Here is an 18,779-nt window from a genome sequence, read left to right on the forward strand (position 1 = left end):
TCAGACCGGCAATTCCTGTGGACGTTTATGAGCATACCAACGGACAATCAGCATGCGGGACAGCACCAGCGTCGTGAACAGCGTGGTGACGATGCCAATGGTGATGGTCAGGGCAAAGTTGCGGACCGGCCCCGTACCAAAGACAAAGAGCATGACATGGGCGAGGAAGGCCGTGGCATTGCTATCGATGATGGTCCCCGTGGCCCGCTGGAACCCGGCCTGAAGCGCCTGCAGGGGTTTCCGGCCGTTCCGTACTTCTTCCCGGATACGCTCATTGATAAGAATATTGGCATCCACCGCCATGCCGAGGGTCAACAGGATACCCGCCATACCCGGCAGGGTCAGTGTTGCTCCAAAAAGCGACAGGATGGCCAGGATCATGACCAGATTGGCAAACAGCGCAATGTCCGCATACAGGCCGAACCGGCCATAGAACAGCAGCATGAACAGTACGACCAGCACAAAGCCAGCCGCAAGACTGACCACACCAGCATGGATGGAGGCCGCACCAAGGCTCGGCCCGATGCTGCGCTGTTCCACTACGGCAAGGGGAGCAGGAAGGGCCCCGGCACGGAGCAGCAGCGCCAGGTCGGAGGCGGAACGAGCCGTGAAGCGCCCGGTTATGATCCCGCGCCCCGCCGTGATGGGGCCGTTGATGACAGGGCTTGTCAGGATGCGACCGTCCAGAACGATGGCGAACGGCTTGCCGACATTCTCTGTCGTAATGCGGGCAAAGTCATCTGCACCTTTATTGTCAAACTTCAGTTCGACAACCCATTGCCCCTCATTCATTGTGGCAGCGGCGTCTGTCAGGTTGGCACCATCCACGTCGACCTTGTCCTCCACGGCGATTTCTCCACGCCCTTCAGGCAGGGGCAGCATGGTCGTGCCGGGACCAGCATGGAGCGGGTCTGGAGAGACGAGATGGAAGGTCATGCGGGCTGTTGTGCCCAGCAGGGTCTTGATACGCTGAGGATCGCTGATGCCCGGCAGTTCCAGCACGATGCGGTCTTCCCCCTCACGGGCAATGCTCGGGTCGATGGCACCGGTACTGTCGATACGGCGACGGACAATCTCGATGGAGCGTGACACAGCCTCCCGGGCCCGGGCCCGGATGGATTCCGGTGTCAGGCTGATGACGAAGCGGCCATCTTTCTCATTGATGGCCAGTTCACCAGGAATGGAGGGCGTCAGTTCTTCCAACACCTTCCGGTCGCTCTCCTTTTCACTTTCGGAGCGGGGCGTGAGCAGCACGGAGGCCGTAGCATCATCCCGCTGGATGAGCCGATAGCCAAGGTGGGCACTAAGCAGCCCCTGACGGATCTCACCTTCCAGTGACTGAAGCCGGTCATGCTGGAGGGTTTTCGTATCCAGCTGCAACAGGAGATAGGAGCCTCCCCTCAGATCAAGCCCCAGATGTACCTGATGCCAGGGCAGGGATGATGAGGGAGATTTCATGAAATTGGGCAGGCAGAGCAGGGCACTGATCAGACAGATGCCCACCACGCCTAACATCCTGAGGCGGCTGTAATACAACATAAGGGGTCAGAGAACCTCAAAAACGTGGAAATGAAGAGGCCAGAACTAATCTCGCAGATGGGTGCGACCATGCCCTCTCCAGTATTTTATTGCAACCATTATGCATGGCTGCATGGCGCCTTGCACAAGCATTTCCGGGTGCTATGATTCCTTTCATGAAGACGGAAAAGCTCCTTGATGTCGCCATTGCGGGTACCGGGCATTTTGGCCGTTACCATGCCCTCCAGGCTGCCAGACACCCCCGGGAGCGGCTGGTCGGGCTGTACGACCCTGATCATGGTCGTGCCCAAAGCATTGCGGAAGAAACGGGAACCTCTGCCTTCAGAAACTACGAGGAGCTTCTGGAACGGTGTGAGGCTGTCATCATCGCTTCCCCTGCCGAAACACATTATCAGATGGCACAACAGGCCCTGATGGCCGGCTGCCACGTGCTGGTTGAAAAACCTCTCGCCGCCACAAAAGAAGAAGGGGCCGCACTGGTACGCTGTGCTGGAGAGCAGGGACGCATCCTCCAGGTCGGACACCTGCTGCGTTATTCGGCCGAGCATCAGGCCATTTCAGCCCGCATGAAACAGCCTCTGTACATCGAGGCCACAAGGATCGCTCCCTACAAGGAGCGGGGCACGGATGTATCAGTCGTGCTGGACCTGATGATTCATGATCTCGACTTCATCCTGTCCCTTGTGGACAGCCCCATCCTCCATATTGATGCGATGGGCGCCGCCGTATCCAGTGCTCATGAAGACATCGCCAATGCACGTGTCCGTTTTGCCAATGGCTGCGTTGCCTCCATTACGGCCAGCCGCATTTCTCTCAAGACCGAACGGAAAATGCGTCTTTTCTCTCAGGAAGGCTATCTCTCGGCGGATTTCATGAGTCGACAGCTGGTTTTCATAAACCGTCATGAAGGAATACCCCTCCCGGGCAGCAATGGCTTCCGGCGGCAGAGTGTGCGGTGGCATGACCATGACAACCTGGCTGCCGAGCATGATGCTTTTGTGGCGTCCTGTCTGGATGGTGCTCCCGTGATGGTGGATGGACAGGCCGGTCTCAGGGCTCTTGACGCTGCCCTGAGAGTTGGTGAAGAGATACGGGCTGCGCAGGAGTTGATCCGGCATGCAGGTCTGATCGACTGATCAGGACACTATAGTGCATTTCCTTACGACATGAAGGGACAATCATCATGGACATGACTGACTACACGCAGCAGATCAACGCCATAAATCCTTATCTGAGCCTGCTGATCTTCGCCATCCTCATGCTCTCCATGCTGGCGCTGTATTTCCTGCCCAGCATCATTGCCATCATGCGGCAGCATCCCCAGAAATGGCTTCTCATCGGTCTGAATGTCTTTGCTGGGTGGACAGGGTTCTTCTGGATCGGCCTGCTCATCTGGGCACTCTGGCCAAAAGAAAAACTGGTCGCATTTCAGGATGGACAGGGCTGGGGCCCCTATCAGGCACATGATCGGACCCAATCTTTTGGAGGATCATCTTCTGACCGGCCAACTGAAACGCTGGAGCAGCTCGCCCAGATGAAAGACCGTGGCGCCCTGACAGAAGCTGAATTCGCCAAGGCCAAGGAACGTCTCATCAACCGCCTGTAACGGCATGTCCTTCCAGCCCGCCATTGCAGGCTGGAAGGACCTTTGCCGAAGATCAGTTTTCCAGCAGTTCTTCCCGTTTGCTTTCAAGCTCAACCCAGCGCTCTTCCGCTTGGCGCAGCTTTGTCTCGGTGTCTTCCAGCGCAGCCGTAATCTTTTCAAACCGGACAGGGTCCCGGTTGTACAGCCCGGGGTCAGCCAGAGCATTCCGGCAAAGCGTGGCGTCTTTTTCAAGTTTTTCAAGAAGTTCAGGCAGCCGGTCCAGCTCCCGTTGTTCCTTGTAGCTCAGTTTGACGGTCTGTTTGACAGTACGTACAGGGGAAGAACCTGTATCGCTGGAGGAGGGGGCCGTGTCTTTCTGGCGTCTCTCTACGGGAGACCGTCCCCTGCGTTGGGCCAGCATGTCTGAATAGCCACCAGCATATTCAATCCAGCTGCCATCACCCTCTGCCACCAGAGTTGAGGTTGCCAGTCTGTCCAGAAAATCACGATCGTGACTGACGAGCAGAACCGTCCCAGCATAATCGCCCAGCATGTCCTGCAACATATCCAGCGTCTCAAGGTCCAGATCGTTGGTAGGCTCATCCAGCACGAGCAGATTGGAAGGACGGGCCAAGGCAGCCGCCAGCGCCAGCCGCCCCCGTTCTCCCCCGGAGAGATGGCTGACTGGCGTGCGGGCCTGTTCCGGCCGGAACAGGAAGTCCTTCATGTACCCAATGACATGCCGTTTTTCCGTGCCGACCTGTACCATCTCGCCATGTCCGTCCGTCAGGAAGCTGGCCACACTCTGGTCGCCATCCAGGGCGCTGCGCTGCTGGTCCAGCGTCACCATCTGGATGGACGGACTACGCCTGATTTCACCGGCCTGTGGGGTCATCTCACCGGTCAGCAGGCGCAGAAGCGTCGTTTTCCCGGCCCCATTGGCCCCGCAGATTCCCAACCGGTCGCCTCTGGTCACCTTCAGCGTCAGATCACGGATGAGGGGACGCTCCGGATAGGCCCAGCCAACACCTTCCGCAGCCATGACAATCTTGCTGGTATTCTCCGTCTCACTGGCTTCCAGCTTCAGGGAGCCTCTCTGGCGGGAGGCAAGATCACGCCGCTCCGCCCTCAGGGCGGCCAGTTCAGCAACACGACGGACATTTCGCTTTCGGCGTGCTGTGACGCCATAGCGCATCCAATCTTCCTCACGGGCAATCTGACGGTCCAGCTTGTGCGCTGCCCGTTCGGCAAGCTCAATCTGCTCGTCCCGCCATGATTCGAAATGAGCGAAGCTGGCGTCCAGCCTCTGCGTGCCCCCCTGATCCAGCCAAATGACTGCCTTGCACAATGTTTCCAGAAAGCGGCGGTCATGACTGATGATGATCATCCCCGCTCCCGAGGCCAGAAGCTCCCGCTCCAGCCAGGCGATGCAGGGGAGGTCCAGATGGTTGGTCGGTTCATCCAGAAGGAGAAGGTCCGGCTCAGTTGCCAGAGCCCGGGCAAGGGCGCTTCGGCGTGCTTCCCCTCCAGAAAGACTGGCACATTTTTCACGACCATCCATGCCGAGCTCACTCAGCATGGCTCGGGCCCGGTAATGGGCTGTCTCGTCCAGATCCGCCGTCACATAATCGAAAACCGTGTCCCACCCAGAAAGGTCGGGTTCCTGCGGCAGATAATGTACTTTCAGCCCTGGCTGGAGGAAACGCTCGCCATCATCCTGTTCCAGCTCCCCCGCTGCAATGCGGAGCAGGGTGGATTTGCCCGAGCCATTTCGCCCGACAAGGCAGAGCCGTTCACCCGGCAACACGGAGAGCGTGGCACCGTCCAGCAACGGACGGCCACCCAGAGTATATGAAATGTTCTGTAGATTGAGGATTGGTGCAGACATGGGCCTGATGTGAAGAAACCGGAGCAGATTTGCAATATGGAACGGATGAAGAGGTGAAAGAAAGATTTTTCCGATGGAAAACTTTTACTCTGTCTGTTTTTCTTTTCCCCGCTTCCTCTGTATATGTCTCCCCATGAAGGCAGACAAGAAGATGCTCAAAGGCTGGGTACGGCAGCAGAATGGCGCCAATCGCCCAGCCACCATGTGTATGGCCCTGATCGGAATGTGCAACGTCCTTGCCGGAATGGTGCTGGTATGGAGCCTGGCCTCCATTCTGGCAGGCCTGCTGGCAGGCGGGGGGAGGCTGGATGCCCGCTGGTTGGGTATGTTCATCCTCATGTCTGTCGTCCGTGTCATTCTGGGATATGTGCAGGAACACTTGGCTGTCTCCAGTGGTGAGCTGGCCCGCAAACGCCTGCGGCGCGAGCTGCTGTCCCGCTTTTTTGCACAGGGGCCGGCGCTACTCCGGCATCAGCACAGTGCTGCACTGGCGTCTCTGTTGACAGACCGCATCGAAGCGCTGGAGGGCTATTTTGCCCGCTGGTTGCCTGCCTCGGCCCTTTGGGTGGTAGCGCAGTGGTCTGTCGTTCTTGTTGTGTTCTGGCAGAATCACCGGGCCGGGCTCATTCTGGGGGGATGCTGCCTTTCCCTTCCTTTTTTCCAGGCCGTGTTCGGCATTGCTACAGCCATTGCCTCACGCCGTCAGCTTCTTGCCCTCAACCGCCTCCAGGTCCGTTTTCTGGACAGGATCAGGGGCATTGCTACCATCGTTCTTTCCGGCAATGCGGAAAAAGATGCCCAAGGCCTGGGGCAGGCTGCTGATGAACTGCGACAGCGGACCATGAAAGTGCTGCGTCTGGCCTTTCTGACATCAGCATCCACTGATGTTGCCATGATCGTTGCCTTGGTCTGGATCGTGATCGACCAGCGCCACGGTCTCATGCATGGCGGGTCTGTTGCGCAGACAACCAGCATCCTGTTTGCCGTGCTCATGGTACCAGAAGCCTTTGCGCCATTCCGTGCACTCTCAGCGGCCTATCAGGACAGAGCACAGATTACCAGCAGCGGCGAGGCCATACAGAAACTGCCGACCCTGCCAGAAATGGCAGCTGGCACATCTGCTGACCAGCCACGTGCCGAGCGGATGACTCGGGGTATTGAGCTTGATGTGCAGGGGGTTTCCTATCAGTGGGTAAAGGATCGGCCACTGGCGCTTGACGATGTATCATTCCAGCTCAAGGCGGGTGACGTGGCCCTGCTGACGGGCCCATCAGGAGCTGGAAAATCAACCCTCATTGAAATGCTGCTGGGTTTCATCAGGCCCCTCGAAGGTTCCATACGTCTTGGCGGTGTCGACCTCCAGGCGCTGGGCCCGGCAGAAATCACGCAACAGATCAGCTGGATTGGTCAGAAGCCGGTCATTTTTGCAGGTACGCTGCGTGAGAATATCATGTTCGCTGCACCTGAAGCGTCTGAAAAGCAGCTTCAGGCGGCTTTGGAAGCATCTTCCATCACGGGATATCTGCCCCTGCTTCCTGATGGGCTGGAGACCAGACTGGGTGAAGGAGGATTCGGCCTTTCAGGTGGGCAGGCCCAGCGGATCGCCATCGCCCGTGCCTTCCTGAAAGATGCCCCGCTGCTCATCATGGATGAACCTACCGCCCATCTTGACCCCATGACGGAGCAGGACATCCTCATGTCTCTCCGGGGGCTGCTGAAGGGTCGTACAGCCCTGATTTCCACCCATTCGCCCCAGTTCCACAATATTGGTGAGACCGTGCGTCTTACCATGGAGACGGGACGGCTTACGGAACAGGAGACACTGGCATGAGGCAATTGCAGCCATTATGGAATGTATGGAAAGCCCGTGGGGGACGCCTGCTTATCGGGCTGGTTCTGGCCGAACTTTCCGTCTGTGCCGCTTTCCTGCTCATGGGGCAGACCGGCTCCCGCCTCGGGCTGATCGCCATTGGTGGGGTCGTTGCCTTTGGCATCCTCCGCTTTGCTGGCGCCGCCCGTATCATTCTCCGCTATCTGGAACGTCTGGCCACGCATGACGCCACCTTTCGGGTTCTTGCAGACATCCGCCTCTGGTTTTACAGAAATCTGGCCAAAGGAGCCGCAGCTGGGCTGGGCTTCCGGCGTTCTGGTGATCTGCTCTCCCGCCTCGTGGCCGATGTGCAGAGTCTGGACAGTCTCTATCTGCGTATTCTGGTCCCGCTGGCAACGGCGCTGTTCAGTCTGCCCATCGTCATCTGGGTTTGTCTGAAGGGAAGCCTGCTCCTGGCACTCAGTATCGGTGTCATTTTCTGCCTGGTCGCCTTTGCCTTGCCGGCACTCATGGCGAAACTGTCCTATCGCTGGGGGCCAGAGCTGCAACAGGCGCAGGCTGACATGAACAATCAGGCCCTTGATCTCGTGGGAGGGATGCGTGAATTGCGCATCTTCGGGCAGGAAGATGCCGCTGCAGAGCGGTTTCTGGCCGCAGAGGAAGCCTTTTACACCGTGCAGCGTCGACAGGGACAGGCCATGGCACACATCCATGCCATCTCCCTGTTGCTGACCCGCCTGGGGATCATCCTTGCTCTGGCAGGATGTGCGGGAGTCTTCTTCCCTGAAGAGCAGGCTGTCATGGGCATCACCATTCTTTTTGTTGTCATGACTGCTCTGGACAGCATCGTGGATCTACCAAGGGCAGGCCTTCTTTTCGGGCGCATCCGCCATGCGGCAGAACGTGTGGTGGATGCCACGGTCATGCCTGAAGGCACTCCCGCAGAAGGAACAGCGCCTGCCCCCGCTGGCCATGAGATTGAAGGGCGGGACGTCACCTTTGGCTGGACACCGGAAAAACCCGTTCTGCAGAATGTGAATTTCAGACTCCGGGCAGGGGAAAGGGCCGCACTTGTCGGACCATCAGGTGCCGGGAAGTCCAGTCTTGCAGCGCTGCTGCTCAAGGTCGTGGCGCCTCAGGAAGGAAGCATTACACTGGGTGGGCAGGACATGGCTTCCATCCAGACCGAGGCCTTGCGGGAGCAGGTGGCATGGCTCTCTCAGGCAAGCCATCTTTTTGACGACACGATCCGCTCCAATCTGCTTCTGGGACGGGAGGGCTTTTCTGACAAAGCCCTCTGGGCTGCTCTGGAACAGGCGCAGATTGCTGATTTCGTGCGTTCCCTGCCTGATGGGCTGGATAGCTGGATTGGTGAAAACGGGTCCCACATTTCCGGCGGGCAGGGGCGCCGCATTGCTCTGGCCCGCGTGCTGCTTTCTGAAGCCCCGGTACTGATCCTTGATGAACCCGGTACCGGGCTCGATCTGGAGACGGAACGTGCCTTTCTGGCAACACTTAACCAGCTGGACCGCTCCCGTACCATCCTGCTGATTACCCATCGTCTTACAGGAGTGGAACAGTTGGATCACCTCTGGACCCTCCATGAGGGACGCCTGAAGTCCCAGCCTCTTTGAGCCATGGATGCATTTTTACCACTCCCAGGGCCCAGACCCATATTGACCGGAGCTCAAAGCACGGGCAGTTAAAGATGATCATTTTCCATAGGTAACGAGAAGGATGCTCCCATGAAGAAAGTTTCTGCTTTCATGCGTCGTCTTGCTCCCGTGGGGGCGACCTCCCTCATGGTGGCCGGGCTTCTGGCTGGCTGCGTATCGCATCCGCCGCGGGATGATTATGTCGTGTTTTTTGATACGGAGTCTGTGACCCTCAGCCCCACAGGGGAGGCCATCATCGCCAGCGCCGTTGATGCCGCCCACAAACGGAATATCTCGCACATCACGGTTTCCGGTTCTGCCGGGAAAAATGAGGATGCGGACGTGCTGAAAAAACTCGCAGATGCCCGTGCGGATTCTGTGGTTGATGTGCTGGTGCGGGATGGCATCAAGCGTGAGGATATCCGCAAGGAACCCTTCGTGCCAACAGATGTCGAGAATTCACGCGTCGCCTTCCGTCGTGTCACGGTCCATCTGGGCGCACATTGATTCAGGAGCACGATCAGCATGACGGGGAACCCTGCGAAGGAATAGGGAACCCCATTGATCGCTTTCCCCGTCATGTTGGTGAAACTCCTGAAGCTGTCCTGCACCGGGTTTTTGGTTTTGAGAGCTTCCGGGGCCTTCAGGAGAGTGCCGTTCAGGCCGTCATGAAAGGGGAGGACGTTCTCGTCCTCATGCCAACAGGCGGCGGGAAGAGCCTGTGCTATCAGGTACCGGCTCTCTGCCGCAAAGGGGTTGGGCTCGTCATCTCCCCCCTGATCGCCCTGATGGAAGATCAGGTTGCCGGGTTGAGGCAGCTCGGGGTGAGGGCATCAGCCCTTCATTCCGAAATGGAGTATCAGGATCAGCAGACAGTCCGGGAGGATCTGCTCTGTGATCAGCTCGACCTCCTCTATATTTCACCCGAGAGACTGCTGACACCGTACAGCCTCAACCTGCTGCGGCGGTGCAGCCTGTCGCTCATTGCTATTGATGAAGCGCATTGCGTTTCCGCCTGGGGCCATGATTTCCGGCCGGAATATCGAGAGCTGGCCAATCTGAAGCAGCTGTTCCCCAGAGTTCCCCGCATTGCGCTGACAGCCACGGCAGACCCTCGCACACGAAGTGACATGCTGGCGGCTCTGGACATGCCCCAGGCTCACATACTGATGGGCAGTTTCCACAGGAGCAACCTGTTTCTTCAGGCCCAGCCCAAACACTCGGAGACACGTCAGGTTCTGGATGCACTGGACCGCCATATGGGACAGGGTGCGGCCATCGTCTATTGCGGTAGCCGCAAGAAGACGGAAACACTGGCCCGGCAGCTGCGTGAAAAAGGCCATACAGCTTTTGCTTTTCATGCTGGCATGTCCCCCGCCGACAAGAAGAATGTCCTGTTGCGGTTCCGTTCTGGTGAGCCCATGATCGTTGCGGCAACCATAGCTTTTGGCATGGGCATCGACCGCCCGGATGTCCGCACCGTCATCCATCTGGACATGCCGACGTCACCAGAGGGCTATTACCAGCAGATAGGCCGTGCTGGACGTGACGGTGAACCATCGCATACTCTTCTGCTTTACAGCGGAGAAGGTGTCGCCAGAGCCCGCTACTGGCTGGAAGAAGCCCAGGTGCCGGAGGCGGAAAAACGGGCGATGCAGGGACGGCTGGAAAGCATGATTTCCCTGACAGAAACAACAGGTTGCCGGACCCAGGCCATTCTGGCCTGTTTCGGTGAAACGCTGCATGAACCCTGCGGCCATTGCGATAACTGTCTGCATCCTCCCTCTACCTTTGATGCCACTGAAGCAGCACAAAAGGTTCTCTCCACCATATACAGGACAGGCGAACGGTTTGGAGCCGTGCAGCTCATTGCTGTTCTCAAGGGCAAAATGACAGAAGCGGTGGAACGCCACGCCCTTCAGCACCTTTCAGTCTTCGGGATTGGGAAAGACAGAACGGATGTCTGGTGGCGCATGGTCATCCGGCAGCTCATAGCCCGTGGTGCGATTGGCATGGTGGGGGATCATGGCGGATTGGGACTGAAGCGGGAGACAGCACGGCCCATTCTCAGGGGAGAGGTGTCCGTCAGCCTGAGGGAAGATGCAACGTCACGCCACATGGCCAGCATGGGAGACACGCCACGGAATGACCCCAATGAAGGGCTTTCTGATGAAGAATATCGCCATTTCCTGGCGCTGAAGATGTGGCGGCGGGAAGAAGCCTATCAGCAGGAAATCCCGCCCTACATCATTTTTCGTGACGCCACCTTGCGGGAGATCATCCGGGCCCATCCAACCAACAGGCAGGAGCTGGGAGACATCCGTGGGGTTGGTCAGAGCAAGATCGAACGTTACGGCGATGCGGTTCTGGCCATTCTGCAGGAAGCTCCCTGAAAAGGGGAGCATCAGGGGCCGACGTGTTTTTCTTCCACAATCGGCTGCATGACAAACGAAGCCGTCACGTCTCCCACATCCTGAAAATGAAACGTGAAATCAAGTTTGCTGCCAGCCTGATAGGGGACTTTCAGCCCGTGGCAGATCAGATGATAGCCACTTGTCGGAAAAACGAGCGTCCCTTCATGCGGCACAGCCATGCGCTGGAAAATATCATATGTCTGCCGGGGAGACTGGATCGCAACCTGGCTGTTCCGGTTCGACGTGACGGAATTGCATCCGGGAGATGTGATACCGCGCAGCAGCATGTCCGTTACCCCATGATTGCTCAGCGAGAATGTCCCGAAAGCAAACGGAGCTTCCCTGTAGCGTGTGTGCAGCGCGGCATCATTGATGGTGATGCTCTTCAGGGAAAGAGGCGGGGGGGCTACACCGCTGTCGGTAGCGGCGGCGGCACTTTCCAGCCCGAGACCGATCAGCAGGGCTGCTATTGTCAGGGAGTTGCGTCCTGTCCTGTTCATGATCCTCGCTCCTGCCATATGGCCTGGGAAAAGACAGGGCAATCATAAAGAAAAAAGCCCTTTCATATTCCTCAATGCTGCCATTTCCGATAAACTGTGCAGCAGGCGGGGTCAAGAAAGACCCTGCTCTGGTTGCTTTTCGGATTATGCCATGTACTGCCCTTTTTGCGGAAATCAGGAAACGCAGGTCAAGGATAGCCGCTCGGCAGAAGATGGTGCTGCCATCCGCCGTCGGCGTGTCTGCTGTGCCTGTGCGCAACGCTTCACCACCATTGAACGTGTGCAGCTGCGTGAACTGACCGTCATCAAGGCCGATGGTCGCCACATTCCTTTCGATCGTGACAAACTGGCCCGGTCCATCCGGATTGCCCTGCGGAAACGGCCTGTCGATGAGGTACAGCAGGAGCGCCTGCTGAATGGCCTTGTCAGACAGCTGGAAGCCTCCGGCGAACAGGAAATCCCATCCTACAGGATCGGAGAGCTCGTCATGGATGCGCTGCGTGAGATTGATGGCGTTGCCTATGTCCGCTTTGCCAGTGTCTATAAAGATTTTCGGGAGATTGAGGCGTTCTCCAAAATTCTTGTCGATATGAACAGCCCCGCCAATCCCCCCTCTCAGGAGACCCCATGACCGAACCGTCATCCACTACATCACGTAAACGCAGCCGGACAATTGCCCGCATGGCAGCCACGCAGGCCCTGTATCAGTGCGAACAGACAGGTGCCAATCCCGAGAGTGTCCTCATGGAGTTCATCCGGCACCGGCATGTTGCCTCTACGGCCTGTTTTGAAGATGGCCATATTCCTGATGCCGACCTGAACCTGCTGGAAGAGCTTGTCCGCAATGCCGTGCTGAAACAGGATGCCATCGACACGACTCTGACAGCACTGCTTCCTGAAAGCTGGCCGATGGACCGTCTTGACCCTGTCCTGCGTGCCCTGTTGCGCACGGCTATTGGAGAAATGATGACAGGGCTGCCAGCCCAGGTTGCCATCAATGAGTATCTGGATGTCGCCCATGGCTTTTTCAGTGGGGATGAACCGAAGATGGTCAATGGCATTCTGGACAGATTTGCCCGTCAGCTGGGCGGAGAGCAGGGCGCACGGTAAAGGACGGTACAGATGGGCGAGTTTGACTTCATAGCCCGGCATTTCCGTCCACTTGCAGGGCCGGGCGCCATGGAGCTTCGCAATGATGGAGCAACCATGGCTCTCCCAGCAGGGGAAGAACTTGTTCTCTCCAGCGATACCATGGTTGAGGGGCTTCATTTCCTCCCAGATGATCCGGCAGGGACGATTGCCCGCAAGCTGCTACGCTGCAATCTCTCAGACCTGGCTGCCATGGGCAGTCGGCCACGCCATTACATGCTGAATGTCAGTGTTCCGCCAGGACGGCATTATGATGAAGCCTGGTTTACGGAATTTGCTGCCGGGCTGGCAGCGGATCAGAAACAGTATGACATTTCTCTTCTGGGAGGCGACACAACTGGCAGTCCTTCCCCGCTGATGCTGAATGTCACCATTCTGGGGTCAGTCCAGCGGGGACAGGTTTTACGCCGTGATGGTGCCAGAGCAGGAGATGGTGTCTGGATTACCGGCAGTCTCGGGCGGGCTGCGTTGGGATTGCAGATCCGACTAGGCAAACTGGCGACAGGGGACGCTTCTCTTGTAGAGGCCTATCGTATACCGACACCTCGTACCGGCCTTTCCCTGTATGGTATCGTCAGTGCCGCCATGGATATCTCGGACGGTCTGTTGCAGGATTCTGGCCATATTGCCGAAGAATCTGGTGTGGCCATCACCCTTTTTGAAGAAAAGCTGCCTCTTGTCCCTGAGGTTGCTGCCCATATGACGACTCACCGGGAGATAATCCTCCTCGGAGGGGATGATTACGAACTTCTACTGACCTGCCCCGCCGCCAGCGAGGACGCTTTGCAGGCCCATTGCAGACAGCACGGCGTGCCCCTCACCAAAGTGGGCATGGTGACAGAAGGCGAAGGCGTGACCATGCTGGACAGACAGCACGCCCCCATCAATTTCTCACGGACCGGCTGGCAGCATTTCTGATCACTGCCAGACCATGATGGAGGAAGAAGGGCACTTCCTCCACCCAGCCTCATCAGGCAGAAAGATTTTTTTCGTAAAGACGATGTGTTTTATGTGGATGAGGCACGAGAGATTCCGCCAGATTCCTCATTCCGACATCACTCTCCAGAACCCAGCCAAGTTCAACCCATTTGTAAGGCAGCGTATGACCACGACGCATCAGTTCCACAATGGCGAGAGAAGGCAGAAGCGACCCAAGCATCGTTCCGCGCATTTTGCTGGAAACACCCAGCAGAATCACACGGGCCGACCGAAAACGGTGCGTTGCCAGCCGGTAGCCAAGCCGCATCCACCCAAGAGGTGATGGTGCTCCTCCCAGATCCCCCGCAATGTCGTAGAGATTGGGAAGAACCATGGCCATGGCAACCGGTTCGCCATTCTGATCAATCTGGACATAATGCTCAGGGCGCAGGAGCGGCTTGATCTGCTCGATCATGGCCGTCATTTCGTAATCCTGCATGGGCACAAAATTGTACTTATGTGACCAGGCATCATTATACAGCTTCCGCAGCACCTCTCCCTGGGTAGTGATTTCCTTCTTGGAAAGATTGCGGGTCGTAATCGTGCTGAGCCGCCCTTCACCGAGTCTCAGATTGCCTGGAACCTTGAAGCGCTCTTCCGTCGTTCCATCCAACTCCAGCCGGTAGCTCAGCAGGTCCTGCGCCTTCTCATATCCACATTGACGGATGAGGGCATCCAGACCTTTCGGGTGCCAGGGAATGGCAATCATGGGGGCGGAGCGCTGCCCTTCCACCATGGTCCCGGTCTCCGCATTTCCGCTCAGCGTGACTGGGCCGCGTATCTTGGAAATCTGCCGTTTTTTCAGCCAATCCTCAACAGCCTGTAGAAGGGCTGAGACAATCTCCCGTTCAGGAATGGCATCAAGCGCACCAAACTGCCCAATAACTTCCTGCCAGTGATCAATTGCCTTATGATCAACAATCGCGGCGATTCGTCCAACGGGGCGACCATCGCACCAAGCCAAGAAATACTGTATCTCCGCATGGCGGAAAACCGGGGATTCCTTGGGGCTGAGCAGGTGCCTCTGCTCCATGTCCAGCGGGGGGACGAAGCCGTCCATTCCTTTATAGATATGGCGCGGAAGTGTGATAAAACGACGTAAATCTCCCCGTGTGGTCACGGGACGAACATCGACCTTGGCAGATTGAGAGTTTGGCGCTTCACATTGCATAGCAATGGCTATACTCGTACACGAGCCTTCCCGCTAGAGGGCAAAAATGAAAGGGGCTTCATGTCCAGACCAGAAAAAAACTCAACGATGCCTCGGCATCACATCCTCATAACTGGCGCTTCCAGCGGCATCGGGGCGGCTCTGGCGGAGTATTATGCCCGTCCCGGCGTACATCTGACACTGTGGGGACGGAGTGAAGAGCGGCTGGGAAAAACGGCGTCCGCAGTGCGTGCAAAAGGTGCCAGCGTGGACATCTTCAGCATCGACCTGACACAGGCCGATGAGGCACTGAAAGCCCTTGCCTATACCGATGACCAGCTGCCGATCGACATCCTGATCCTCTCAGCCGGGATGGCGGACATCCGGCCTCATGGCGCCCTTGCTGAATCAGCAGAGACAGCCCTCAGAATGTCCATGGTCAATTTTGCCACCCCTGTGGCCATGGCCACCGAAATGGCAAACCGCATGGCAGCCCGTCGTCATGGACGCATCGCCCTGATGGGGTCTGTCGCTTCCTTCCATGATCTGCCGCTGGCCACAGTCTATAGTGGCTCCAAAGCAGGGTTGGGACGCTTCAGCACGGCCCTCCAGGCAGCCATGACACCTCATAATGTCCGTGTCTGCCTGATCGCTCCAGGTTTTGTGGATACCCCCATGAGCCAGCGGCTGGACGGTGAGCAGGCTTTCCTCGTGCCGGTGGAGAAAGCAGCCCGCAAAATCGCCCGCAGCATCAATCAGGGCAGGGGGGTTCTTGTATTCCCGTGGGTGTTCCAGCTGACCCGTCTGCTGGAGATGGTCCTTCCCCGTCCTATCGCCCATCGCATCCTGCGGCGGCTGGATGTCATGCAGCATCCTGAGCATGAAAAGACTGCCCACCAATAATTGAAGAAAACCTTACAGGTCAGGTGCTTGCAGACAGGAAGGGGGCATGGGAAAATGGGGCAGCACATCTCTCTGCGTATTGAAGGGATAAACGTATGAAAGAAATTGTTGCCGTTGATATCGGCGGAACCCATGCCCGCTTTGCCATCGCTGAAATCAAGGATGGTCGGGTGGTGTCTCTCGGGGAAGCAACGACACTCAAATGTGCCGAGCACGCTTCCCTGGCGCTGGCATGGGAGGCTTTTGGCCGGTCACTGGGGCGCCCCATTCCCCGGGAAGCGGGCATTGCCGTGGCCTGTCCGATCAATGGCGAAGTCCTCAAGATGACCAACAATCCGTGGATCATCCAGCCGGCCCAGCTTGGCAGCCGCCTGAAGCTGGATGATTTCGTTCTGGTGAACGACTTCGGAGCGATTGGTCATGCTGTGGCCCAGGTTGGCCCGGAATACATGAACCACCTGTGTGGTCCAGATGTTGATCTTCCCTCCGAGGGGACCATCACCATTCTTGGTCCGGGTACGGGGCTGGGGGTTGCAAGCCTTCTGCGTGGCGAAGATGGATATCATGTGATCGCAACGGAAGGTGGGCACATGGACTTCTCGCCTCTGGATGCGGTGGAAGATCATATCCTTCAGGCGCTTCGTGAACGTTTCCGTCGTGTTTCTGTTGAGAGAATCGTCTCAGGGCCGGGCCTGACCAACCTGTATGAAGTCATTGCAGAACTTCAGGATCGTCCCATCACCATCAAGGACAACCGCACCCTGTGGACCACAGCGATGGAAGGAACGGACAATCTGGCCGCCGCAGCACTGGAGCGCTTCTTCCTGAGTCTCGGAGCTGTTGCCGGGGACCTGGCTCTTGCCCATGGGGCTCATGGTGTTGTTGTGGCCGGTGGGCTGGGCCAGCGTCTGGCAAATATTCTACCGCATTCCGGCTTTGCTGAGCGGTTCATCGCCAAGGGGCGTTTCGAAACCATGATGAGCGAAATGCCGGTGAAAATCATCACACATCCGCAGCCTGGCCTGTACGGTGCTGCCGCTGCTTATGCCAGCAAAACAGCCAGCAAACAGGCAGAAACTGCTTGATCTGAATGAGGGGAAGGGAGTCATCCAGAAAGAGGATGCTCCCTTCCTTCATCATGATATGATTTTCTGAAAAAATGCAGGTCTGATCGAGGGCCCTGTTCCATTCGCTCCATGTTTTGCCAAGCCGCACCCTTTTTCGTCATGTTTCGGGAGAAACAGCTTGGACGAGGTAAAATCTGAAATTCCATGAAGCGCCTGTGTGGCCTGCGACCACACAAAAAACCGTCATCAAAAAGGGAAATTCCCCAGAAATATTACCCCCTGATATACCCCCAAAATTGTGGGATACACCGGGACTAATCGGAATAGTCGCTACCCCGAGAATGGCTGTTTCTCAACGTGTCTGGGACGTATCGGGATAACACCATGGAGGTCTGGGCGGGAATCGAACCCACATACGCGGATTTGCAGTCCGATGCATAGCCATTCTGCCACCAGACCTCAGGTGTGTGTCCTTAATAAGGATTATTACTCACAGGTCAATAGGGAGAAAACGATACAGGGCATTTTTCGCTTATTTTCAGTGAGATTCTCCCTTATAGTCCCTCTTGCACATCTTTTCCGAAACAGACGACCAAACCGGCAGATTAACAAGCATGAAACTCCCGCCCCATTTTTTTTCAAAAATTAGAAAATCGATGAAGATGGGGCTGGGCCTATGTGTTGGAGCCGGGCTCCTGTGCCAGCATGGCCATGCCCAGACAGCGGTTACAAATCCCAATGGCAACCCGGAGTTCGTCCCTCATACCCTGAAAGATGCCTTGGCTCTGACCTATCTGACGAACCCCCAGCTTCGGGAAGCCCGGGCGCAGCTCCGCTCTGTTGATGAGCAGATGTCCGCAGCAGAGGCGGGGTGGCGACCAACCATTACGGCCAATGGGTCACTGACCTACTACAAGGGCAGCAGCCGCTACACACAGCAGACCGAGATCAATGGCCAGACTGTCAGGCTGCCCAACATCCAGCATTATAACAGTGGCGGTTACAACACGACCGTATCGCTGACCCAGCCCATCTATCAGGGCGGAAAAACGGTTGCGAGCATCCATATGGCCCGCAACCAGATTTTTGCCCAGAGAGCTCGGCTGATAGAAACGGAGCAGGAGGTCCTTTACGGGGCCATGAATGCCTATGTCCGTCTGGTCGCCAATCTTCAGCTCCTCCAGGTCAGCATCAATAATGAGAGGGCTCTACGGGCCCAGCTGGATGCAGCGAACAGGCGCTTCCGCCTCGGGGAACTGAGCCGGACAGACGTGGCGCAGGCGCAGGGTGCCCTTGCAACAGCCACGGCCGAACGTCATCAGACAGAAGGTGCCGTGCAGGCAGCCCAGGCCAGCTATCTCCAGGTCGTTGGTGTGCCGGCCCCACCAGACCTCGTTCCACCACAGCCTCTGGCCCTGCCTGTCCGTACGGAACAGGAAGCCGTAGCAGAGGCCGTGCGGAACAATCCGAACGTGATCGCCGCACTCTTCAATGAAGCACAGCAGAAAGACAACATCTCCCTCCAGATGTCGGCCATCATGCCCAAACTTTCTGCCGGAGTGGCTTATCAGCGTTCAAAAGATCAGGGGCAGGACCAGTCCCTGCAGGACAACAAATACGCCACGCTCAACCTCCAGATTCCCCTCTATCAGGGAGGGAGTGAATATGCAGCCGTCCGGCAGGCCCGCCAGACGGCCATCGCAGCCCGCAATGAGGTGGATGTCCAGCGCAGGTCTGCCCTGGAGCAGACATCAGAAAGCTGGCAGACCTACATGTCCATCAAGGACACGCTCCGCAGCCACCAGATTGCCGTTTCCTCCAATATGGCGGCCCTTGCCGGTGTCGAAAGGCAGGCTCTTGTCGGTACGGCAACAACCCTGTCCGTCCTCCAGCAGCAGGCGACATTGTTGCAGTCACAGCGTGCACTCATCCAGAGCGTGACATCCCTGGTCACCTCCTCCTACGACATTGCCCGTGCCATGGGCCATCTCACCGCTGTGGACCTGAAACTGAATGTCCCCCTGTATGATGAAAAAGCCTATTATCATGCCGTTAAAAACCGCCTCTGGGGCGTTGGGGATTATCAGGTGAACCAGCCAGGCCGATAAATGGGGGAGGGG

The 18,779-nt window shown here is 57.3% G+C and carries 16 protein-coding genes and 1 tRNA gene; 12 read left to right on the forward strand and 5 right to left on the reverse strand.

The annotated features are described in order from the left end of the window. A complete protein-coding gene (gene secD, locus CPA54_RS02925; protein WP_249085506.1) occupies positions 1 to 1,539 on the reverse strand; it encodes a protein translocase subunit SecD in 1,539 nt (512 codons plus the stop codon). 155 nt (positions 1,540 to 1,694) lie between these two features. Here secD and CPA54_RS02930 point away from each other — a divergent pair, with 155 nt between their 5' ends. Both CPA54_RS02930 and CPA54_RS02935 read left to right on the forward strand, forming a co-directional pair. Continuing rightward, positions 1,695 to 2,675, forward strand: a complete 981-nt coding sequence (locus tag CPA54_RS02930) for a Gfo/Idh/MocA family protein (protein WP_043561244.1) — start codon at positions 1,695 to 1,697, stop codon at positions 2,673 to 2,675. A 47-nt stretch (positions 2,676 to 2,722) separates the two neighbouring features. Continuing rightward, complete coding sequence (locus tag CPA54_RS02935) at positions 2,723 to 3,145, forward strand: superinfection immunity protein (RefSeq protein ID WP_052349062.1); 423 nt, start codon at positions 2,723 to 2,725, stop codon at positions 3,143 to 3,145. Between the two features lie 52 nt (positions 3,146 to 3,197). On the opposite strand, the gene CPA54_RS02940 is transcribed toward CPA54_RS02935, so the two are convergent. Continuing rightward, entirely contained in the window at positions 3,198 to 5,012 is a 1,815-nt protein-coding gene (locus CPA54_RS02940; protein WP_086431390.1) for an ABC-F family ATP-binding cassette domain-containing protein, read from the reverse strand. Between the two features lie 133 nt (positions 5,013 to 5,145). On the opposite strand from CPA54_RS02940, the gene cydD reads away from it, so the two are divergent. The 4 genes from cydD to recQ all read left to right on the forward strand — a co-directional run bounded on the left by cydD (position 5,146) and on the right by recQ (position 10,891). Next, on the forward strand, positions 5,146 to 6,843 hold the full coding sequence (gene cydD, locus CPA54_RS02945) for a thiol reductant ABC exporter subunit CydD (RefSeq protein ID WP_249085507.1): 1,698 nt from the start codon (positions 5,146 to 5,148) through the stop codon (positions 6,841 to 6,843). Beyond that, positions 6,840 to 8,477, forward strand: a complete 1,638-nt coding sequence (gene cydC, locus CPA54_RS02950) for a thiol reductant ABC exporter subunit CydC (RefSeq protein ID WP_043560159.1) — start codon at positions 6,840 to 6,842, stop codon at positions 8,475 to 8,477. Before cydD ends, cydC begins: the two co-directional genes overlap by 4 nt. Positions 8,478 to 8,588: 111 nt before the next feature. Further along, entirely contained in the window at positions 8,589 to 9,005 is a 417-nt protein-coding gene (locus CPA54_RS02955) for an OmpA family protein (protein ID WP_043560156.1), read from the forward strand. A gap of 41 nt (positions 9,006 to 9,046) precedes the next feature. After that, positions 9,047 to 10,891 carry a DNA helicase RecQ gene (recQ, locus tag CPA54_RS02960; RefSeq protein WP_249085702.1) on the forward strand — a complete coding sequence of 615 codons (1,845 nt, stop codon included), beginning with the start codon at positions 9,047 to 9,049 and terminating at the stop codon, positions 10,889 to 10,891. An 11-nt stretch (positions 10,892 to 10,902) separates the two neighbouring features. Here the strand turns inward: recQ and CPA54_RS02965 are convergent, their stop codons facing one another. Then, positions 10,903 to 11,412, reverse strand: coding sequence for a copper chaperone PCu(A)C (locus CPA54_RS02965; RefSeq protein ID WP_181005200.1), 510 nt, complete (start codon positions 11,410 to 11,412; stop codon positions 10,903 to 10,905). 151 nt (positions 11,413 to 11,563) lie between these two features. Here CPA54_RS02965 and nrdR point away from each other — a divergent pair, with 151 nt between their 5' ends. From nrdR to thiL, 3 genes are read left to right on the forward strand one after another with little or no spacing between them, the layout of a single operon-like run. Next, positions 11,564 to 12,043, forward strand: a complete 480-nt coding sequence (gene nrdR / locus CPA54_RS02970) for a transcriptional regulator NrdR (RefSeq protein WP_043560151.1) — start codon at positions 11,564 to 11,566, stop codon at positions 12,041 to 12,043. Then, complete coding sequence (gene nusB / locus CPA54_RS02975) at positions 12,040 to 12,522, forward strand: transcription antitermination factor NusB (RefSeq protein WP_043560149.1); 483 nt, start codon at positions 12,040 to 12,042, stop codon at positions 12,520 to 12,522. Before nrdR ends, nusB begins: the two co-directional genes overlap by 4 nt. A 12-nt stretch (positions 12,523 to 12,534) precedes the next feature. Continuing rightward, a complete protein-coding gene (gene thiL / locus CPA54_RS02980) occupies positions 12,535 to 13,479 on the forward strand; it encodes a thiamine-phosphate kinase (RefSeq protein WP_249085508.1) in 945 nt (314 codons plus the stop codon). A 52-nt stretch (positions 13,480 to 13,531) separates the two neighbouring features. Here the strand turns inward: thiL and CPA54_RS02985 are convergent, their stop codons facing one another. Next, positions 13,532 to 14,710, reverse strand: a complete 1,179-nt coding sequence (locus CPA54_RS02985; RefSeq protein ID WP_043560144.1) for a hypothetical protein — start codon at positions 14,708 to 14,710, stop codon at positions 13,532 to 13,534. Positions 14,711 to 14,797: 87 nt separating this feature from the next. Between CPA54_RS02985 and CPA54_RS02990 the strand changes: the two genes are divergently transcribed. Then, complete coding sequence (locus tag CPA54_RS02990) at positions 14,798 to 15,592, forward strand: SDR family oxidoreductase (RefSeq protein WP_043560141.1); 795 nt, start codon at positions 14,798 to 14,800, stop codon at positions 15,590 to 15,592. A gap of 95 nt (positions 15,593 to 15,687) precedes the next feature. Next, complete coding sequence (glk, locus tag CPA54_RS02995; RefSeq protein ID WP_043560138.1) at positions 15,688 to 16,677, forward strand: glucokinase; 990 nt, start codon at positions 15,688 to 15,690, stop codon at positions 16,675 to 16,677. A 367-nt stretch (positions 16,678 to 17,044) separates the two neighbouring features. Here the strand turns inward: glk and CPA54_RS03000 are convergent. Continuing rightward, positions 17,045 to 17,118 (reverse strand) — tRNA-Cys (locus CPA54_RS03000). Positions 17,119 to 17,315: 197 nt separating this feature from the next. Between CPA54_RS03000 and CPA54_RS03005 the strand changes: the two genes are divergently transcribed. Then, entirely contained in the window at positions 17,316 to 18,767 is a 1,452-nt protein-coding gene (locus CPA54_RS03005; protein WP_081563152.1) for a TolC family outer membrane protein, read from the forward strand. The last annotated feature ends 12 nt before the right edge of the window (positions 18,768 to 18,779 follow it).

Source organism: Parasaccharibacter sp. TMW2.1890, assembly GCF_023337645.1.
In the GTDB taxonomy this organism is placed as follows: domain Bacteria; phylum Pseudomonadota; class Alphaproteobacteria; order Acetobacterales; family Acetobacteraceae; genus Bombella; species Bombella apis.